Source organism: Candidatus Pseudomonas phytovorans, assembly GCA_029202525.1.
Classification (GTDB): domain Bacteria; phylum Pseudomonadota; class Gammaproteobacteria; order Pseudomonadales; family Pseudomonadaceae; genus Aquipseudomonas; species Aquipseudomonas phytovorans.
The window spans coordinates 3,579,663-3,593,893 of the sequence record CP119325.1 but is presented as its reverse complement, the minus strand read 5'-3'; the positions used below and the strand labels follow the sequence as shown (position 1 = coordinate 3,593,893).

At 62.2% G+C, this 14,231-nt stretch carries 11 protein-coding genes; 6 read left to right on the top strand and 5 right to left on the bottom strand.

The features are described from left to right. The first annotated feature begins 10 nt into the window (after nt 1–10). Complete coding sequence (locus P0Y58_15985; protein WEK28408.1) at nt 11–1,408, top strand: efflux transporter outer membrane subunit; 1,398 nt, start codon at nt 11–13, stop codon at nt 1,406–1,408. A gap of 29 nt (nt 1,409–1,437) precedes the next feature. Here the strand turns inward: P0Y58_15985 and mntP are convergent, their stop codons facing one another. Beyond that, on the bottom strand, nt 1,438–2,004 hold the full coding sequence (gene mntP, locus P0Y58_15980; protein ID WEK28407.1) for a manganese efflux pump MntP: 567 nt from the start codon (nt 2,002–2,004) through the stop codon (nt 1,438–1,440). Nucleotides 2,005–2,294: 290 nt separating this feature from the next. Between mntP and P0Y58_15975 the strand changes: the two genes are divergently transcribed. Both P0Y58_15975 and P0Y58_15970 read left to right on the top strand, forming a co-directional pair. Continuing rightward, nucleotides 2,295–3,185 (top strand): universal stress protein, encoded by an 891-nt coding sequence (locus P0Y58_15975; protein WEK28406.1) that lies wholly within the window; start codon nt 2,295–2,297, stop codon nt 3,183–3,185. A gap of 210 nt (nt 3,186–3,395) precedes the next feature. Then, nucleotides 3,396–5,531, top strand: a complete 2,136-nt coding sequence (locus P0Y58_15970) for a TonB-dependent siderophore receptor (protein ID WEK28405.1) — start codon at nt 3,396–3,398, stop codon at nt 5,529–5,531. A gap of 30 nt (nt 5,532–5,561) precedes the next feature. On the opposite strand, the gene P0Y58_15965 is transcribed toward P0Y58_15970, so the two are convergent. Both P0Y58_15965 and P0Y58_15960 read right to left on the bottom strand, forming a co-directional pair. Continuing rightward, entirely contained in the window at nt 5,562–6,083 is a 522-nt protein-coding gene (locus tag P0Y58_15965; protein WEK28404.1) for an acyloxyacyl hydrolase, read from the bottom strand. Between the two features lie 179 nt (nt 6,084–6,262). Then, nucleotides 6,263–7,132, bottom strand: coding sequence for a LysR family transcriptional regulator (locus tag P0Y58_15960; protein WEK28403.1), 870 nt, complete (start codon nt 7,130–7,132; stop codon nt 6,263–6,265). 107 nt (nt 7,133–7,239) lie between these two features. Between P0Y58_15960 and P0Y58_15955 the strand changes: the two genes are divergently transcribed. Next, the gene (locus tag P0Y58_15955; GenBank protein ID WEK28402.1) at nt 7,240–8,625 is read left to right on the top strand and encodes an aldehyde dehydrogenase family protein; all 1,386 of its coding nucleotides are present in this window, start codon (nt 7,240–7,242) and stop codon (nt 8,623–8,625) included. Between the two features lie 35 nt (nt 8,626–8,660). Here the strand turns inward: P0Y58_15955 and P0Y58_15950 are convergent, their stop codons facing one another. Together P0Y58_15950 and P0Y58_15945 are read right to left on the bottom strand one after the other, a co-directional pair. Next, complete coding sequence (locus tag P0Y58_15950; GenBank protein ID WEK33341.1) at nt 8,661–10,571, bottom strand: AAA family ATPase; 1,911 nt, start codon at nt 10,569–10,571, stop codon at nt 8,661–8,663. 59 nt (nt 10,572–10,630) lie between these two features. Continuing rightward, a complete protein-coding gene (locus tag P0Y58_15945) occupies nt 10,631–11,530 on the bottom strand; it encodes a helix-turn-helix domain-containing protein (protein ID WEK28401.1) in 900 nt (299 codons plus the stop codon). Nucleotides 11,531–11,704: 174 nt separating this feature from the next. Here P0Y58_15945 and P0Y58_15940 point away from each other — a divergent pair, with 174 nt between their 5' ends. Both P0Y58_15940 and P0Y58_15935 read left to right on the top strand, forming a co-directional pair. After that, the gene (locus P0Y58_15940) at nt 11,705–13,063 is read left to right on the top strand and encodes a glutamine synthetase family protein (GenBank protein ID WEK28400.1); all 1,359 of its coding nucleotides are present in this window, start codon (nt 11,705–11,707) and stop codon (nt 13,061–13,063) included. A gap of 66 nt (nt 13,064–13,129) precedes the next feature. Further along, nucleotides 13,130–14,218, top strand: coding sequence for a polyamine ABC transporter substrate-binding protein (locus tag P0Y58_15935; GenBank protein ID WEK28399.1), 1,089 nt, complete (start codon nt 13,130–13,132; stop codon nt 14,216–14,218). Nucleotides 14,219–14,231 lie beyond the last annotated feature (13 nt).

Sequence of the window (14,231 nt, the reverse complement as noted above, 5' to 3'; positions counted from 1 at the left end):
AGAACCTGCAATGCCCCGACATGTGTTGACCTTGTGCGCCGTACTTTTGTGCGGCTGTACGCTTACCCCTGATTATCGGCAACCTGAGCCTTCCGTGGCGGCACACTTCCCGCAGGGGGCAGCCTATGCCGGCAACGTGTCACCCACCCTGGCGGCCGAGGACTGGAAGCAGGTATTCCGTGACCCGGTACTGCGCCAGTTGATCGGCAATGCCCTGGCCAACAACCGCGATTTGCGCACAGCCGCGCTCAACGTCGCAGCCTATCAGGCGCAGTACCGGATCCAGCGCGCCGACCTGCTACCCAAGGTAACGGCCAATGGCCAAGGCCAGCGCCAGTACTTGCCAAGGGGCATCACCGGCACCGGCCAGGGGGTGATCAGTTCCAGCTATGCCGCGACCCTGGGGGTGAGTGCCTACGAGCTAGACCTGTTTGGCCGGGTGCGCAGCCTCAGCGACCAGACCCTGCTTACCTACCTGGCCAGTGACCAGGCCCGGCGCAGTACCCGCCTGAGCCTGGTGGCGAGTGTCGCCAGCGTGTACCTGACCTGGCGTGCCGACCAGGAATTACTGACCCTGGCCAACGAAACCCTGGTGGCCGATGAGCGCAGCCTGCGCCTGACCATCAACCAGCGTCGTGCCGGCACGGTATCGGCACTGGACCAGATCCAGGCGCGTACCAGTGTCGACAGTACCCGGGCGGCGGTGGCCCGTTACAAGCGCCTGGTGGCGCAAGACCTCAACCAGCTGACGCTGCTGGTGGGCGCCCCGGTGGCCGCTGACCTGGCCGCCCTGCCCCTGGCAACCGAGCAGATTGCCGGGCTGCCGGCCGGGTTGCCATCGGACTTGCTGCAACGCCGGCCCGACATACTCCAGGTCGAATACCAGCTGCGCGCGGCCAATGCCAATATCGGCGCAGCGCGGGCGGCGTTCTTCCCCAGCATCAGCCTGACCGCCAATGCCGGCAGCACCAGCCCCGAGCTCAACGGCCTGTTGGATGGTGGCTCTGGCAGCTGGCTGTTCCAGCCGCAGATCAGCCTGCCGATCTTTACCGCCGGCAGCTTGCGGGCAAGCCTGGACTACGCGCGCCTGCAAGAAGACATACAGGTGGCGCAGTACCAGAAAACCATCCAGGGTGCTTTCCAGGAGGTAGCCGACGGGCTGGCCGCACGGGCGACCTATCAGCGCCAGTTGCAGGCGCAGCGCGACCTGGTGGCGTCCAGCCAGCGTTACTACGACCTGGCCGAGCACCGTTACCGGATCGGCGTGGACAGCAGCCTTGCCTTCCTCGATGCGCAGCGCTCGTTGTTCAGCGCCCAGCAGGGGCTGATCAACGACCGCCTGGCGCAGTTGGTAGCAGAGGTGAAGCTGTATACGGCGTTGGGTGGGGGGTGGAGCGAGAGCGATTGAATTCGATGCGGCCGCTCCCGCAAAAATGCTTACAGGCTTGTCAGATGCTCATACAGGATGGTCGCACCGACCAGCATCAACACAATGCCACCAATGATCTCGGCCCGCTTGCCCACCACCGAGCCCAACGCCCGTCCGAGCATGGTGCCGATAGTAACCATAGTCATGGTCGCCAGGCCGATTGCCGCAGCCGCTACCCAGATGTTCACATCAACAAACGCCAAGCCAATGCCTACCGCCAGGGCATCGATACTGGTCGCGAACGCTGTTACCGCCAGAATCCAGAACGAGTGCTGGCTTTGTTTTTCTTCCTCTTCTTCATCCGGCTTCAGGCCGGCATACACCATGTGCGCACCCAGCAACAGCAGCAGGATGAACGCAATCCAATGGTCCCAATCCTCGACGTATTGGCTGGCCGCCTGGCCCAACAGCCAGCCGATGATCGGGGTGATGGCTTCGATGACGCCAAAGATAAGGCCGGTGCGCAGGGCTTCGACAAAGCGTGGTTTATTCAGGCTGGAGCCTTTGCCGATGGCAGCCGCAAAGGCATCCGTAGACATGGCAAAGGCAAGGAAAACGAGAGAAATGGGGTTCAACGATCAGGCTCCGCCGGGCAACGAGTCAACGACAGCTATCTGCAGGCCCGGCTTGGCCACAGAAAGGTCGTTGGTCTCGCCAATCCGGGTGGATGCACAGGCCATGGCAGGTTGCCAAATGTGTTGACCAGTGCGCCTTCGCAGGGGCGCGAAGGCAGGCTACTCCCCAAAGAGTGGGGGCATGATACCAGTGCCAGGTGAAAAAAGCGTGAATGGTTTTATCGGGTGCACATGGGTCTAGACTGAACAGAACCAGTTAACCGGGGGGCTGCCACACGTGGAGGTGTGAGATGAGCCAGTTCAAGCGCTTGTTTGTCATGCTCGGCCCGCAGATGCGCCATACGCCAGCGCTGCAACGCGCAGCGGCACTGGCGGAGTCCAGCGGTGCACTGCTGGATATCAATGTGTTCGTCGACGATGTCGACACCTTTGGCTTGATGAGCGATGGCCGCGAGCGTGAGCGGCTGCTCAGTGACAACCGCCAGTGGCTGGCGGATGAGGCCGAACAACTGGGCAATGCTGGCCTGGATGTGTCCACCGAACTGTTGTTGACCCGCGACCCGCTGGGCAGCGCGCTGGAGCGGGTCGAACGGCAAGGCTGCGACCTGCTGGTCAAGGACGTGCAGCACGAACCGGTGCTCAAACGCCTGCTGGTCACGCCACTGGATTGGCAGTTGCTCAAAGACAGCCCGGTTGCCGTGCATCTGGTCAGCGACATCCGCCTGCCCCTGCCCCGGCAAATTGCTGCGGCCGTGGACCTCAACAGCCACGGTGCTGGCGAGCACCTGGATGAGCAGGTGATTCACTGCGCCCGTGCCCTGGCCCTGCAGTGCAACGCCGAGCTGCACTTGTTGCATGTGTGCGACGCGGCCAAGACCCATATTGCTGACTTCGGTGCCGGCACGGTGACCATGCCCGGTTTCGATGGCAGTGTGCGGAATGCGCAGCGGGCAGCGTTCAACCGCCTGGGTGACCATCACCAGATCCCGCTGGAACGCCGGCACTTTCTGGAAGGCGCAGCCATCAGGGCCATTGCCCAGTTTGTCGGCCACAGCCGGGCGGATGTGATAGTGATGGGCAGCCACCGGCATGACGCCATGCAGACCTACCTGGGTGGCACCACCGCGCATGTGCTGGAACACCCGCTGTGCAATGTGCTGGCGATCAAGGCCATTCGCTGAGAGCCGGTTAACCTGGACAGGCCACTTCGCGGGCAACGTGAATCCCCTGTGGGAGCGGGCGTGCCCGCGAAGAATCCAGCACCGATCGACCTGCTTGGTATCTGGTACACCAGTGCCAGCTAAAAAGAATGCATTTGATAATGATTCGTAGTAATTTCGCGGCGCTTGCCCACCTTCCCTTCAGCGCCCTACTCCAGGATCGTACCGTCGATGCGTCGCACGTTCGTTTCGCTTTGTGTGCTTCATGCTGTCTCCCCGCTGGCCTTTGCCGAGCCTGAACCGCTCAGCGAACCCGCGCAGATCGAACTCCAGGCCCTCAGCATCACCGGCAGCGCCGACAGTGAGCGCGCCGATGGCCCGGTCCAGGGTTACAAGGCCACCCGCTCGGCCAGTGCCACCCGCACCGACACGGCGCTGCACGAAACGCCGCAATCGGTCAGCGTGGTGCCCAAGGATGTGCTGCAAGACACCGGCGCCACGCGCCTGCAGGACGGCCTGGACTACGCCGGCGGTGTTGGCCGCGCCAACAACTTCGGCGGCCAGGGCCTGACGACCTTCACCGTGCGCGGTTTCACTACCGGCGAGTTCTATCGCAACGGCTTCCCGATCAACCGCGGCTACCCCAATGCCCCGGACGCCAATACCGTCGAGCGCCTTGAAGTGATCCGTGGCCCGGCTACCAGCCTGTACGGCCGTGGCGACCCCGGTGGTACGTTCAACGTGGTCAGCAAGCAGCCTCTGCCAGAATCCAAGGTCACCCTGGGCAGCCAGTTCGATGACCAGGGCATGCACCGCGCCACGCTGGACGCCACTGGCCCGCTCAACAGCGACGGCTCGCTGGCCTATCGCCTGAATGTGCTGGGTGAAGGCGGTGAAAGTTTCCGTGATGACGTCGACAGCGAGCGCTACGACGTTGCGCCAGTGATCAGCTGGCAGGTCAACGACGCCACGAAGGTCATCTTCGAAGGCGATTTCATGCGAAACAACCACCCGCTGGACCGTGGCCTGACCCACCTGCCCGGGCAGCGAGGCACAGCCTCGCGCGACACCAACATCTGGGAGAAAGGCAGCGACAACCTGCTGCACAACGACAACAACATGGCCCAGCTACGGTTCGAGCACCTGCTCAACGACAACTGGACCTTGGGCGGTGGCATGCAGTGGCTGGATGGCTCGCTCAAGGGCAATGCGGTCGAAGCCAACGCTTTGCAGGCTGATGGCCGCACGCTGGGGCGCAACTTCAACTATCGCAAGCTGGAATGGACCGATCGCGACTACCAGCTCAACCTGACCGGCCACTTCGACACCGGTGGCTTCGCCCACACGCTGCTGACCGGTATCGAATACGAAGACTACGATTACAACTCGATCATCCAGCGCTCCGCAGCCGGTGCCGGCGCTTACCCGATCGATCTCTTCGATCCGGTGCTGGGCCAGCCGCGCCCAGCCCTGACACGTACTACCACCTGGGACAAAGAAAATCTCAAGACCTGGGCCGCGTTCGTGCAAGATCAGGTAGCGCTGACCGAGCGCCTCAAGGTTCTGGCCGGTGTGCGTTTCGAGCGCTTTGAGCACGACTACGTCAACAAACTCAACGCAGCGGGTAACTTCAACAAGGGCGAGAACGGCGTAACGCCACGGTTCGGCCTGCTGTATGACCTGACCGACACCGTGGCGGTCTATGCCAACACCGCTCGCTCGTTCAAGCCCAATAGCGGCGCGCCTGCTGGTGCCACAGGGCGTGGTTTCGACCCCGAGAAGGGCAAATCTTACGAACTGGGTGTGAAATGGGAAGCGCTGGATCGCCAGTTGAGTGTCGACGCGGCGATTTACCACATCGTCAAGGAAAACGTACTGACACGCGACCCGGCGGACCCCAACTACAGCGTCGCTGCGGGTGAGGTGCGCAGCCGCGGCCTGGACATCAACATCGCTGGCAATATCACGCCAGAGTGGCGAGTGATTGGCGGCTACGCCTATGTCGATGCCGAAGTGACCAAGGACAACCGGTTGCCCTCCGGCACCCGCCTGGCCAACATTCCGCGCAACAGTTTCAGCCTGCTCAACACCTACGAGTTCCAGGACGGCTTCGCAAAAGGGCTGGGGCTGGGGGTGGGGGTAAAATACGTGGATGACCGCAATGGCCAGACCGAGGCGGTCACCTACAACATGGACCAGTACACCGTGGTTGACCTGCTGAGCTTCTACCAGCTCAATGAGCACGTACGCCTGAACCTGGACCTGAAAAACGTGTTCAACAAGGAATATGACGAAGGTGCTTTCAACACTTACGCCTACCCGGGGGCACCGCGGACGGTGCAGGCTGGGGTTTCCTATACATTCTGAATGGCTGGGGCCGCTGTGCGGCCCCCTCCTTTAGAAACCTTTGCTGTAGAACAGCGAGTAGGACTCAATCCCGTCATTCGGCTGCTTGATCCCCGCATTGGAATAATGCATCGCGCGAATCCCGACTTTCTGTTCCCCAGGCAGCTTCAGACCGAAACCAATGCGGTCTTCGAAGTTGACCGCCGACCCCAAACGCTGGTCACCCACCTCGGTCCTGGAGAACGCCGCCAGGCCAATACCGGCCTCGATGTACGGCGTGTAGGTGAAGCCGCTGAATTCATAAGTGAACACCGGGCTGAATGACAGCGAATGCGCACCACTGGCGTCACCGCCCTCCCAGTAGGTGTAGGCGGCATCCCAATAACCGCTCACATAGCCGGTACTGCTTTCCAGCCACTTCTTGTCCCAGTCGAACGACAGGCCGATACGGTAGGTCATGTCGCCTTGACTGGTGGCGCCAACGGCGCCGGATACCTGCGCGGCCTGGGCCAGGTTGGCCCCTGCAAAGGCCAGCACTGCAGCGGCCAGCGAAGCTGCGAGACGGGTTTTCATCAACGACTCTCCTGATGGTCTACACGGCAAGCGGGGGCTTTTGCCCCTCGATTTTATGCGGTGACCGGTACATCCAGACCGGTCACACGAAGTAACGCTTTTTTGATTATTGTCCAGATAAACAGAAAGTCGAAACTACATTGCCATTATTCTGGCTAATTCAGTCGTTTACATTTCAATCATGCGCTTGCGTGGCCTTCCTCAAGTAATTTCACGAACATGCTCAAACTGCGTGACACCGTGCCTCGGCGCCACACCAGCCAGGTTTTCAGATACCGGAAGTCCTCCGCCATCGGCCAGGCACTGACCGTGCTGCATCCGGGCATATTGTCGAGCATGCTACGCGGCATCATGGCCAGGCCGGCACCAGCGCTGACGCATGCCAACATGCCGTGATAAGACTCCATCTCGTGGATCTTTCCCGGCACTGCCTGGTCCTTGACGAACCAGTTTTCAAAGTGGTGCCGATACGAACAGTTGGCGCGAAAGGCGTAGATGCTTTCACCGTTCACATCCTGGGCGCGGGTAACAGGTGCGTGGTTGAGCGGCGCGATGACCATCATCTCTTCCTCGAACACCGGCATGCCTTCCAGTGTCGGGTGCAGCACCGGGCCGTCGACGAACGCGGCCACCAGGCGGCCAGACAGCACGCCTTCAAGCATGGTCCCCGAAGGCCCGGTAGACAGGTCCAGGTCGACCTTGGGGTAGCGCTGGTTGTACGCCGCAAGCAAGGCCGGGATGCGCACCGCTGCCGTGCTTTCCAGCGAACCGAGAGCGAAGGTGCCCTGTGGGTCTTCGCCTGCCACCGCCAGGCGCGCCTCGTGTACAAGGTCGAGGATGCGCCGGGTGTATTCGAGAAAATTCCAGCCCGCAGGCGACAGGCGCAAGCGGCTCTTTTCGCGAATGAACAGTTCCACGCCCAGGTCCTCCTCCAGCTGCTTGATGCGCGTGGTCAGGTTCGACGGCACCCGATGGATGTGCTGCGCGGCCGCGCTGATGCTGCCCTGCTCTGCCACGGCCTTGAAGATTTCCAGTTGCACCAGGTCCACAGCCTTTCTCCAAACGTGAATGTTTCGCTCATTATTATTCAGTTTTCATTAAAGCCATAGCCCACTAGTCTGGCGTCACTGATTAACAACAACGAGAGTGTCCCGCCATGAGCGCGATCAGCAGCCTGACCCACGCCATCTCCCTCGACCCGTACAGCGGCGAGCAGATCGGCGCCTACCCGTTCGACACCGACGCCGCACTGGAAGCGGCGCTGCAACGTGCCAAGGCCGGCTATCGCCAGTGGCGCCAAGTGTCGCTGGGTCAGCGCAGCGAGTACCTGCTGGCCCTGGCCAGCACGCTCGAAGCCAAGGCTGAAGCCTTTGCCCAGATGATCAGCCGCGAAATCGGCAAGCCGATTGCCCAGGCCCGTGGCGAAGTCAGCAAGTGCGTCGGCCTGTGCCGCTGGTACGCCGAACACGGCCCCGCCATGCTTGCGCCAGAACCGACCCAGGTTGAGAAGGCCCGCATCGAGTACCGTCCACTCGGCCCGATCCTGGCCGTGATGCCGTGGAACTTCCCTGTCTGGCAGGTATTGCGCGGCGCTGTGCCGGCGATTCTGGCCGGTAATACCTACGTGCTCAAGCACGCGCCGAACGTGATGGGCAGCGCCTATCTCCTGGGCGAGCTGTTCAAGGACGCCGGCCTGCCGGAGGGCGTGTTCGAAGTGCTGAACGTGACCCCGGACGGCGTCACCCGCGCCATCAACGACCCGCGTATCGCCGCCGTGACCCTGACCGGCAGCGTACGTGCCGGCATGGCGATTGGCGCCCAGGCCGGCGCCGCGCTGAAGAAGTGCGTGCTGGAGCTGGGTGGTTCCGACCCGTTCATCGTGTTGGCTGACGCCGACCTGGATGCCGCCGTCAAGGCTGCAGTCATCGGCCGCTACCAGAACACCGGGCAGGTTTGCGCTGCGGCCAAGCGCCTGATCGTCGAAGAAAGCATTGTCGAGGCATTCACGCGCAAGTTCGTGGAAGCCACCCGCGAGCTGACAGTTGGTAACCCACTGGAAGACGGCACCTACATCGGCCCGATGGCCCGTTACGACCTGCGCGACGAGCTGGACGGCCAGGTGCAGGCGACCCTCGCCGAAGGCGCCACCCTGCTGCTGGGCGGCAACAAGGTCGAAGGTGTGGCCAACTTCTACGCGCCGACCGTTTTCGCCAACGTCACTCCGGAAATGACCGCATTCAAGCAGGAGCTGTTTGGGCCAGTGGCCGCGATCATCACTGCACGTGATGCCGACCATGCCGTGGAGCTGGCCAACGACAGCGAATTTGGCCTGGCCGCGACCATCTATACCGCCGACTATGCGCTGGCCGAGCGCATGACCACCGCACTGGATACCGGTGGCGTGTTCATCAACGGCTACTGCGCTTCCGACCCCCGCGTGGCGTTTGGCGGCGTGAAGAAGAGCGGCTTCGGGCGTGAGCTGTCGCACTTCGGTGTGCGCGAGTTCACCAATGCCCAGACCGTGTGGCTGGACCGTAACTGATTGATAATTTGGGGCCGCAGAGCGGCCCCAAAGGCTCAATCCCGAATCTGGTCCTTGACCCAGTCCAGCATCCCTCCCGGCACGATCAGCTCATGGCGCGCCCGCGAACACGCGGTGTACAGCCCCGCCAGCATCCGCGCCCGTTCGTTGCGATTGCCCGTCACCTGCGGCGCCACCATCAGCTCCGGCGACACCATCACCCGGGCGAATTCCATGTTCTTCACATCCCGCACCCGGCCCAGGAACAACTTGGGCGCCTTGTCCCAGCGGTAACGGCTCTTGGCTTTGGCAAAGTGCTCCGCCGTATAGCCCTTACGCAGCATGTTGGCCACGGCAACGAACGCCTTGTCATCGCCCTTGTCCTGCTCCAGCGCCTGCCAGCTGGCATAGCGGAACAACATCGGGTGACGCGGCCGCGTGCCGTAACGGTACAGCTCGATACAATCCTCGACGAACAGTTCGAAGTCTTTGCGTGCGCTTTTCAGCAATACGAACGGCACACCCTGATGCGTCAGGCGCTGGAACCAGCCAAACAGGCCCCATTCGTCATCGACGATCAGCGCTGTTGGCTGTTCCGGCACCGTCACCGTATCGAAGAAACTGACCCGGGTGTAATGCTCGGCGTTGCCACTGAAGGCCGCCTGGATCGACGCCGGATGTGCCTGGATCAGCGGGTTGAGCACGGTGTCCATCGCTGGCCCGGCCCGCAGGGAATGGTCGATGCAGCGCTGGCGGATGAAGCTTCCATGGTGCGGGCTGAGGCCATTGAGGTTCTGCAGTTCGTCGCCCAGGGCAATGATCGACTGTGGGCTGCGGTCGAGCACAGCCAACATCGGTGCCGACAGTTCGTGGGCTTCATCGACAATTACGTGGGTATAGCGGCTGTCGATCACATAACCGCTCAGCGACAACAGTTTGACCCGGTGGTAGTCGCGCACCGGTAGCTGGATTTCCCGTGCCGAAGGCCGAATCAGCTCCTGCCAATACAGGCGCGCCTTTTCCAGCAGCACCTCCTGGTCCAGCGGGCTGGTGCCAGGCCCCGCCCATGGCAGGTGGTGCAGCTGAAGCTGGGTATCGCCACTGTGGCAGAACGTACGCACAGCCCGGATGCACAGGGCAACCACGTCGCGCGCCGCCAGTGGGCCGATGTCGGGAACAGCCAGCCAGCGCACCACCTGCGCGTCCTGCGGACGCCACGACAGCTTGGTGCGGTACGGGTCGCGCAAACGCCAGCCATTGCTGGTGAGGTCGCGGTTGAGCAGCTCGTCAGCCAACTGGCCGAAAGTCAGCGCGGTGTAGGCTGAAGCGTCCTTGACCCGCGCCTGCAGGGCGCGTAACTGGCCTTCGGTCAAAGCCAGCAACAATGTGCGCTGCGGGTCCAGCAGGCGGGCGAACTGGTGGATCAGAAAGGTCTTGCCGGTGCCGGCGAAGCCTTGCACCGCCACGGACTCGTCGATACCACCGAGGAATTCACGCAACAGGCGGTTCTGCTGGTCGCTAAGCATCAGGTCGCTGGCCAGAGACGGCAGGTATACCGGATGCAGCGGTGTAGCCCGCTGGCGGTAGGTGTCGGCGAACTGGAAATTCCACTGGCCTTCGCCATCCAGCAGCTCGTTCGCCTGGTACTCGACCTCGGCCGACAACAGTGCAATGCCATTTTCGCCCAGCATGCCCAGGCCCATGGCGAACGCTTCGTGATCGAAGTGTTGCGCCACCTGGCCCTGAAAGCGCCCGGGTGCAGCACTTTCGACCTCGTTGGCGATGCGCACGATTTCGGCGAAGCGGCGTTCTTGCGCATCGGCCGAGGCGGTGGCGGGCTGGCGCGGCAGGTTTTGCACGAACAGCACGGCGGCGGCTTCGAGGACGCTGGCAGTGGTGAAGAAGTCGGTGTTGGGCTCGCTGGCGAGGCGGTCGGCCTGGTCGCTGGGCAAAGGCAGGTAGAACATCGGCACCTCGGGTGGAATCAGGCCGGCACGATAGCAACTTTCGGCGTGAGATGTTGGGCTCAACCCCTGCTGCGCCTTAATGTCTCGCTGGGAAACTCCTTGAACAACTGCCGATAACTCTCTGAAAACCTTCCCAAATGCCAGAACGACCAGCGCATCGCTACCTCGGCCACGGTCACGTCGCCACCCTGCAACAAGTCACGCCGCGCACCGTTCAGCCTGCGCAACCTCAGCCAGTGCGCCGGCGGCATGCCGGTAAACGCCTTAAACGCTTGCTGCAACTGGCGCAGGGATACCCCGGCAACATCCGCCAGCTCCATCAGGTTCAACGTCTCCTCGGGGCAATCCGCTGCCCACTCGCTGACCCGGCGCATGATCGCCCGCTCTTCATCCCGCCGCCCCAAGGCTCCGCCCTGCAGGCGCTGGCTGGCGTTATCGAGAATGAACAGGCAATCCTCCAGCAGTTGCTCCGCCAGGGCCTGCCCCTGCAACGGGCAATCGGCCTGCCCGAGGCGGGTCAGCGTGGCGCTCAGCCAACTGCCAAACAGCGCGTTCTGCCCGCTGCCCAGCGGCACCATGAACAAGCCTTCGAGGCGTTGCGGGTCCAGCCCATGGCGGGCCAGGAACGCCTGGTCGAACACCACTGCAACTTCCTGGTAGTTCTCCGGGGTTATCCAGATATTGCGGCTTTGCTCGTTCAGCAAGTACAGGCTGTTTTCGCTGCGGTCGAAGCAGAACGCCAGTGAACCGCTCGGTGCACGGAAAAACTGCTCCACACGGGTATTCAACCGCTCTTCGTACACCTCCACACCCTCCAGCCCCAGCCAACGCAGCTCACCGCTGAAGTGCCCCGGCGACATCTGCCGGTACTGCTGCTGCCAGCCAGGGGTGGCGCGCACCTGCTCAGAGACATCGGTGGTGTGAAAGGCCTGGACTTGCAGCGCATTGGGCGTTGTCACGCGAGATCCTAGTTGCACTCTTTTGGTGCATTGCTTTGCGAAGAAAACGGATAGATCAGCCCGTGGGGCTGCGACCAAGATAGCCTCCAGTGCGTCACCTGGGAAGTGCAACACCTTGCTGCGGCTTTCGCCAAACGCGTTGCTCCCACACTAAAACCCAACCAAGAGGTCTGTATGAACGCCCCCTTCGATCAGCTGTACACCTGGCTGAAAGAACACCGCATCACCGAAGTCGAATGCGTGATCAGCGACCTGACCGGCATTGCCCGCGGCAAGATCGCGCCCACCGCCAAGTTCCTCCACGAGCGGGGTATGCGCTTGCCCGAGAGCGTGTTGCTGCAGACGGTCACCGGCGACTACGTTGACGATGACATCTACTACAACCTTCTCGATGCCGCCGACATCGACATGGTCTGCCGCCCAGACCCCTCCGCCGTGTACCAGATCCCGTGGGCGATCGAGCCGACCGCGATCGTGATCCACGATACCTTCGACAAGCAAGGCAACCCCATCGAGCTGTCGCCGCGCAACGTGTTGAAGAAGGTGCTCAAGCTTTACGCCGACAAAGGCTGGCAGCCAATCGTGGCGCCCGAGATGGAGTTCTACCTGACCAAGCGCTGCGAAGACCCGGACTTGCCACTGCAGGTGCCACTGGGCCGTTCCGGGCGCGCCGAAAGCGGCCGCCAGTCGTTCTCGATTGACGCTGCCAACGAATTCGACCCGCTGTTCGAGGACGTTTACGACTGGTGCGAGATCCAGGGTCTGGACCTGGATACGCTGATTCACGAAGACGGCCCGGCGCAGATGGAAATCAACTTCCGCCACGGCGACGCGCTGGACCTGGCCGACCAGATCACCGTGTTCAAGCGCACCATGCGCGAAGCGGCGCTCAAGCACAACGTGGCCGCCACGTTCATGGCCAAACCGATCACCGACGAGCCAGGCAGTGCCATGCACCTGCACCAGAGCGTGGTCGACATCGCCACGGGCAAGCCGATCTTCGCCAATGAAGACGGCAGCATGAGCCAGCTGTTCCTGCACCACATCGGCGGTTTGCAGAAGTACATCCCCAAACTGCTGCCGATGTTCGCGCCCAACGTCAACTCGTTCCGCCGCTTCCTGCCAGACACCTCGGCGCCGGTGAACGTCGAGTGGGGTGAAGAAAACCGCACCGCCGGCCTGCGCGTGCCCACCTCCAGCCCAGAGGCAATGCGCGTGGAAAACCGCCTGCCGGGCGCCGATGCCAACCCGTACCTGGCCATCGCTGCCAGCTTGCTGTGCGGCTACCTGGGCATGGTCGAGAAACTGGACCCCAGCGCGCCCGTACAAGGCCGTGCCTACGAACGGCGCAACCTGCGCCTGCCAATCACCATCGAAGACGCCCTGCAGCACATGGAAGACTGCGAGACCGTGCAGCAGTACCTGGGCAAACAGTTCGTCCAGGGCTATGTGGCCGTCAAACGTGCCGAGCATGAGAACTACAAGCGGGTCATCAGTTCCTGGGAGCGTGAGTTCCTGATGATGAGCGTCTGACCCAAACGGGGGCGCTTTGCGCCCCCGCACCCCGAACTCAAAGAACAAGACCAACGAGGTGTCCCCATGCGTCATCTGCAAGCCCTGATCCCCGCTGCATTCACCCTGCTGTTCGCCACCACTACCCACGCCACTCCTTCGGTGAGCGTGTACAACTGGACCGACTACATCGGTGACACCACCCTGGCCGACTTCCAGGCCAGCAGCGGCATCAAGGTGGTCTATGACGTGTTCGACTCCAACGAAACCCTGGAAGGCAAGCTGTTGGCCGGGCGCACCGGCTATGACGTGGTGGTACCCTCCAACCACTTCCTTGCCCGCCAGGCCCAGGCTGGCGCCTTTCTGCCACTGGACCGCAGCAAGCTGCCGAACTGGCAACACCTGGACCCCAAGCTGCTCAAACAGCTTGAACAGAACGACCCCGGCAACCAGTACGCGGTGCCCTATCTGTGGGGCACCAACGGCATCGGCTACAACGTAGAGAAGGTCAAGGCGGCACTGGGCGTTGACCATATCGATTCATGGGCGGTGCTGTTCGAGCCCGAAAACCTGAAAAAGCTCAAGCAGTGCGGCGTCGCCTTCATGGACTCGCCCGACGAACTGTTCCCGGCGATCCTCAACTACCTGGGCCTGGACCCGCGCAGCGAAAAACCGGCCGACTACGCCAAGGCCGAAGCCCGCTTGCTGGAATTGCGCCCCTACATCACCTACTTCCATTCATCCAAATACGTGTCCGACCTGGCCAATGGCGATGTCTGCGTGGCCTTCGGCTACTCCGGAGACGTGTTCCAGGCCGCCAACCGCGCCGTGGAGGCGAAGAACGGCGTGAAAGTCGCCTACAGCATCCCCAAGGAAGGCAGCAACCTCTGGTTCGATCTGCTGGCCATCCCCAAGGACGCCAGCAACCCCGACCAGGCCCTGGCCTTCATCAATTACCTGCTCGACCCGAAAGTGATCGCCAAAGTCAGTGCCACGGTCGGCTATGCCAACGCCAACCCGGACGCCAAGGCCTACATGGATGCATCACTGGTGCATAACCCCGAGATCTATCCACCCCAGGACGTGCTGGACAAGCTGTACATCTCCAGCACCCCGAGCCCGCAGATCATGCGTGTCATGACCCGCTCCTGGAGCAAGATCAAGTCCAACCGCTGAGCCGAGAACGCCC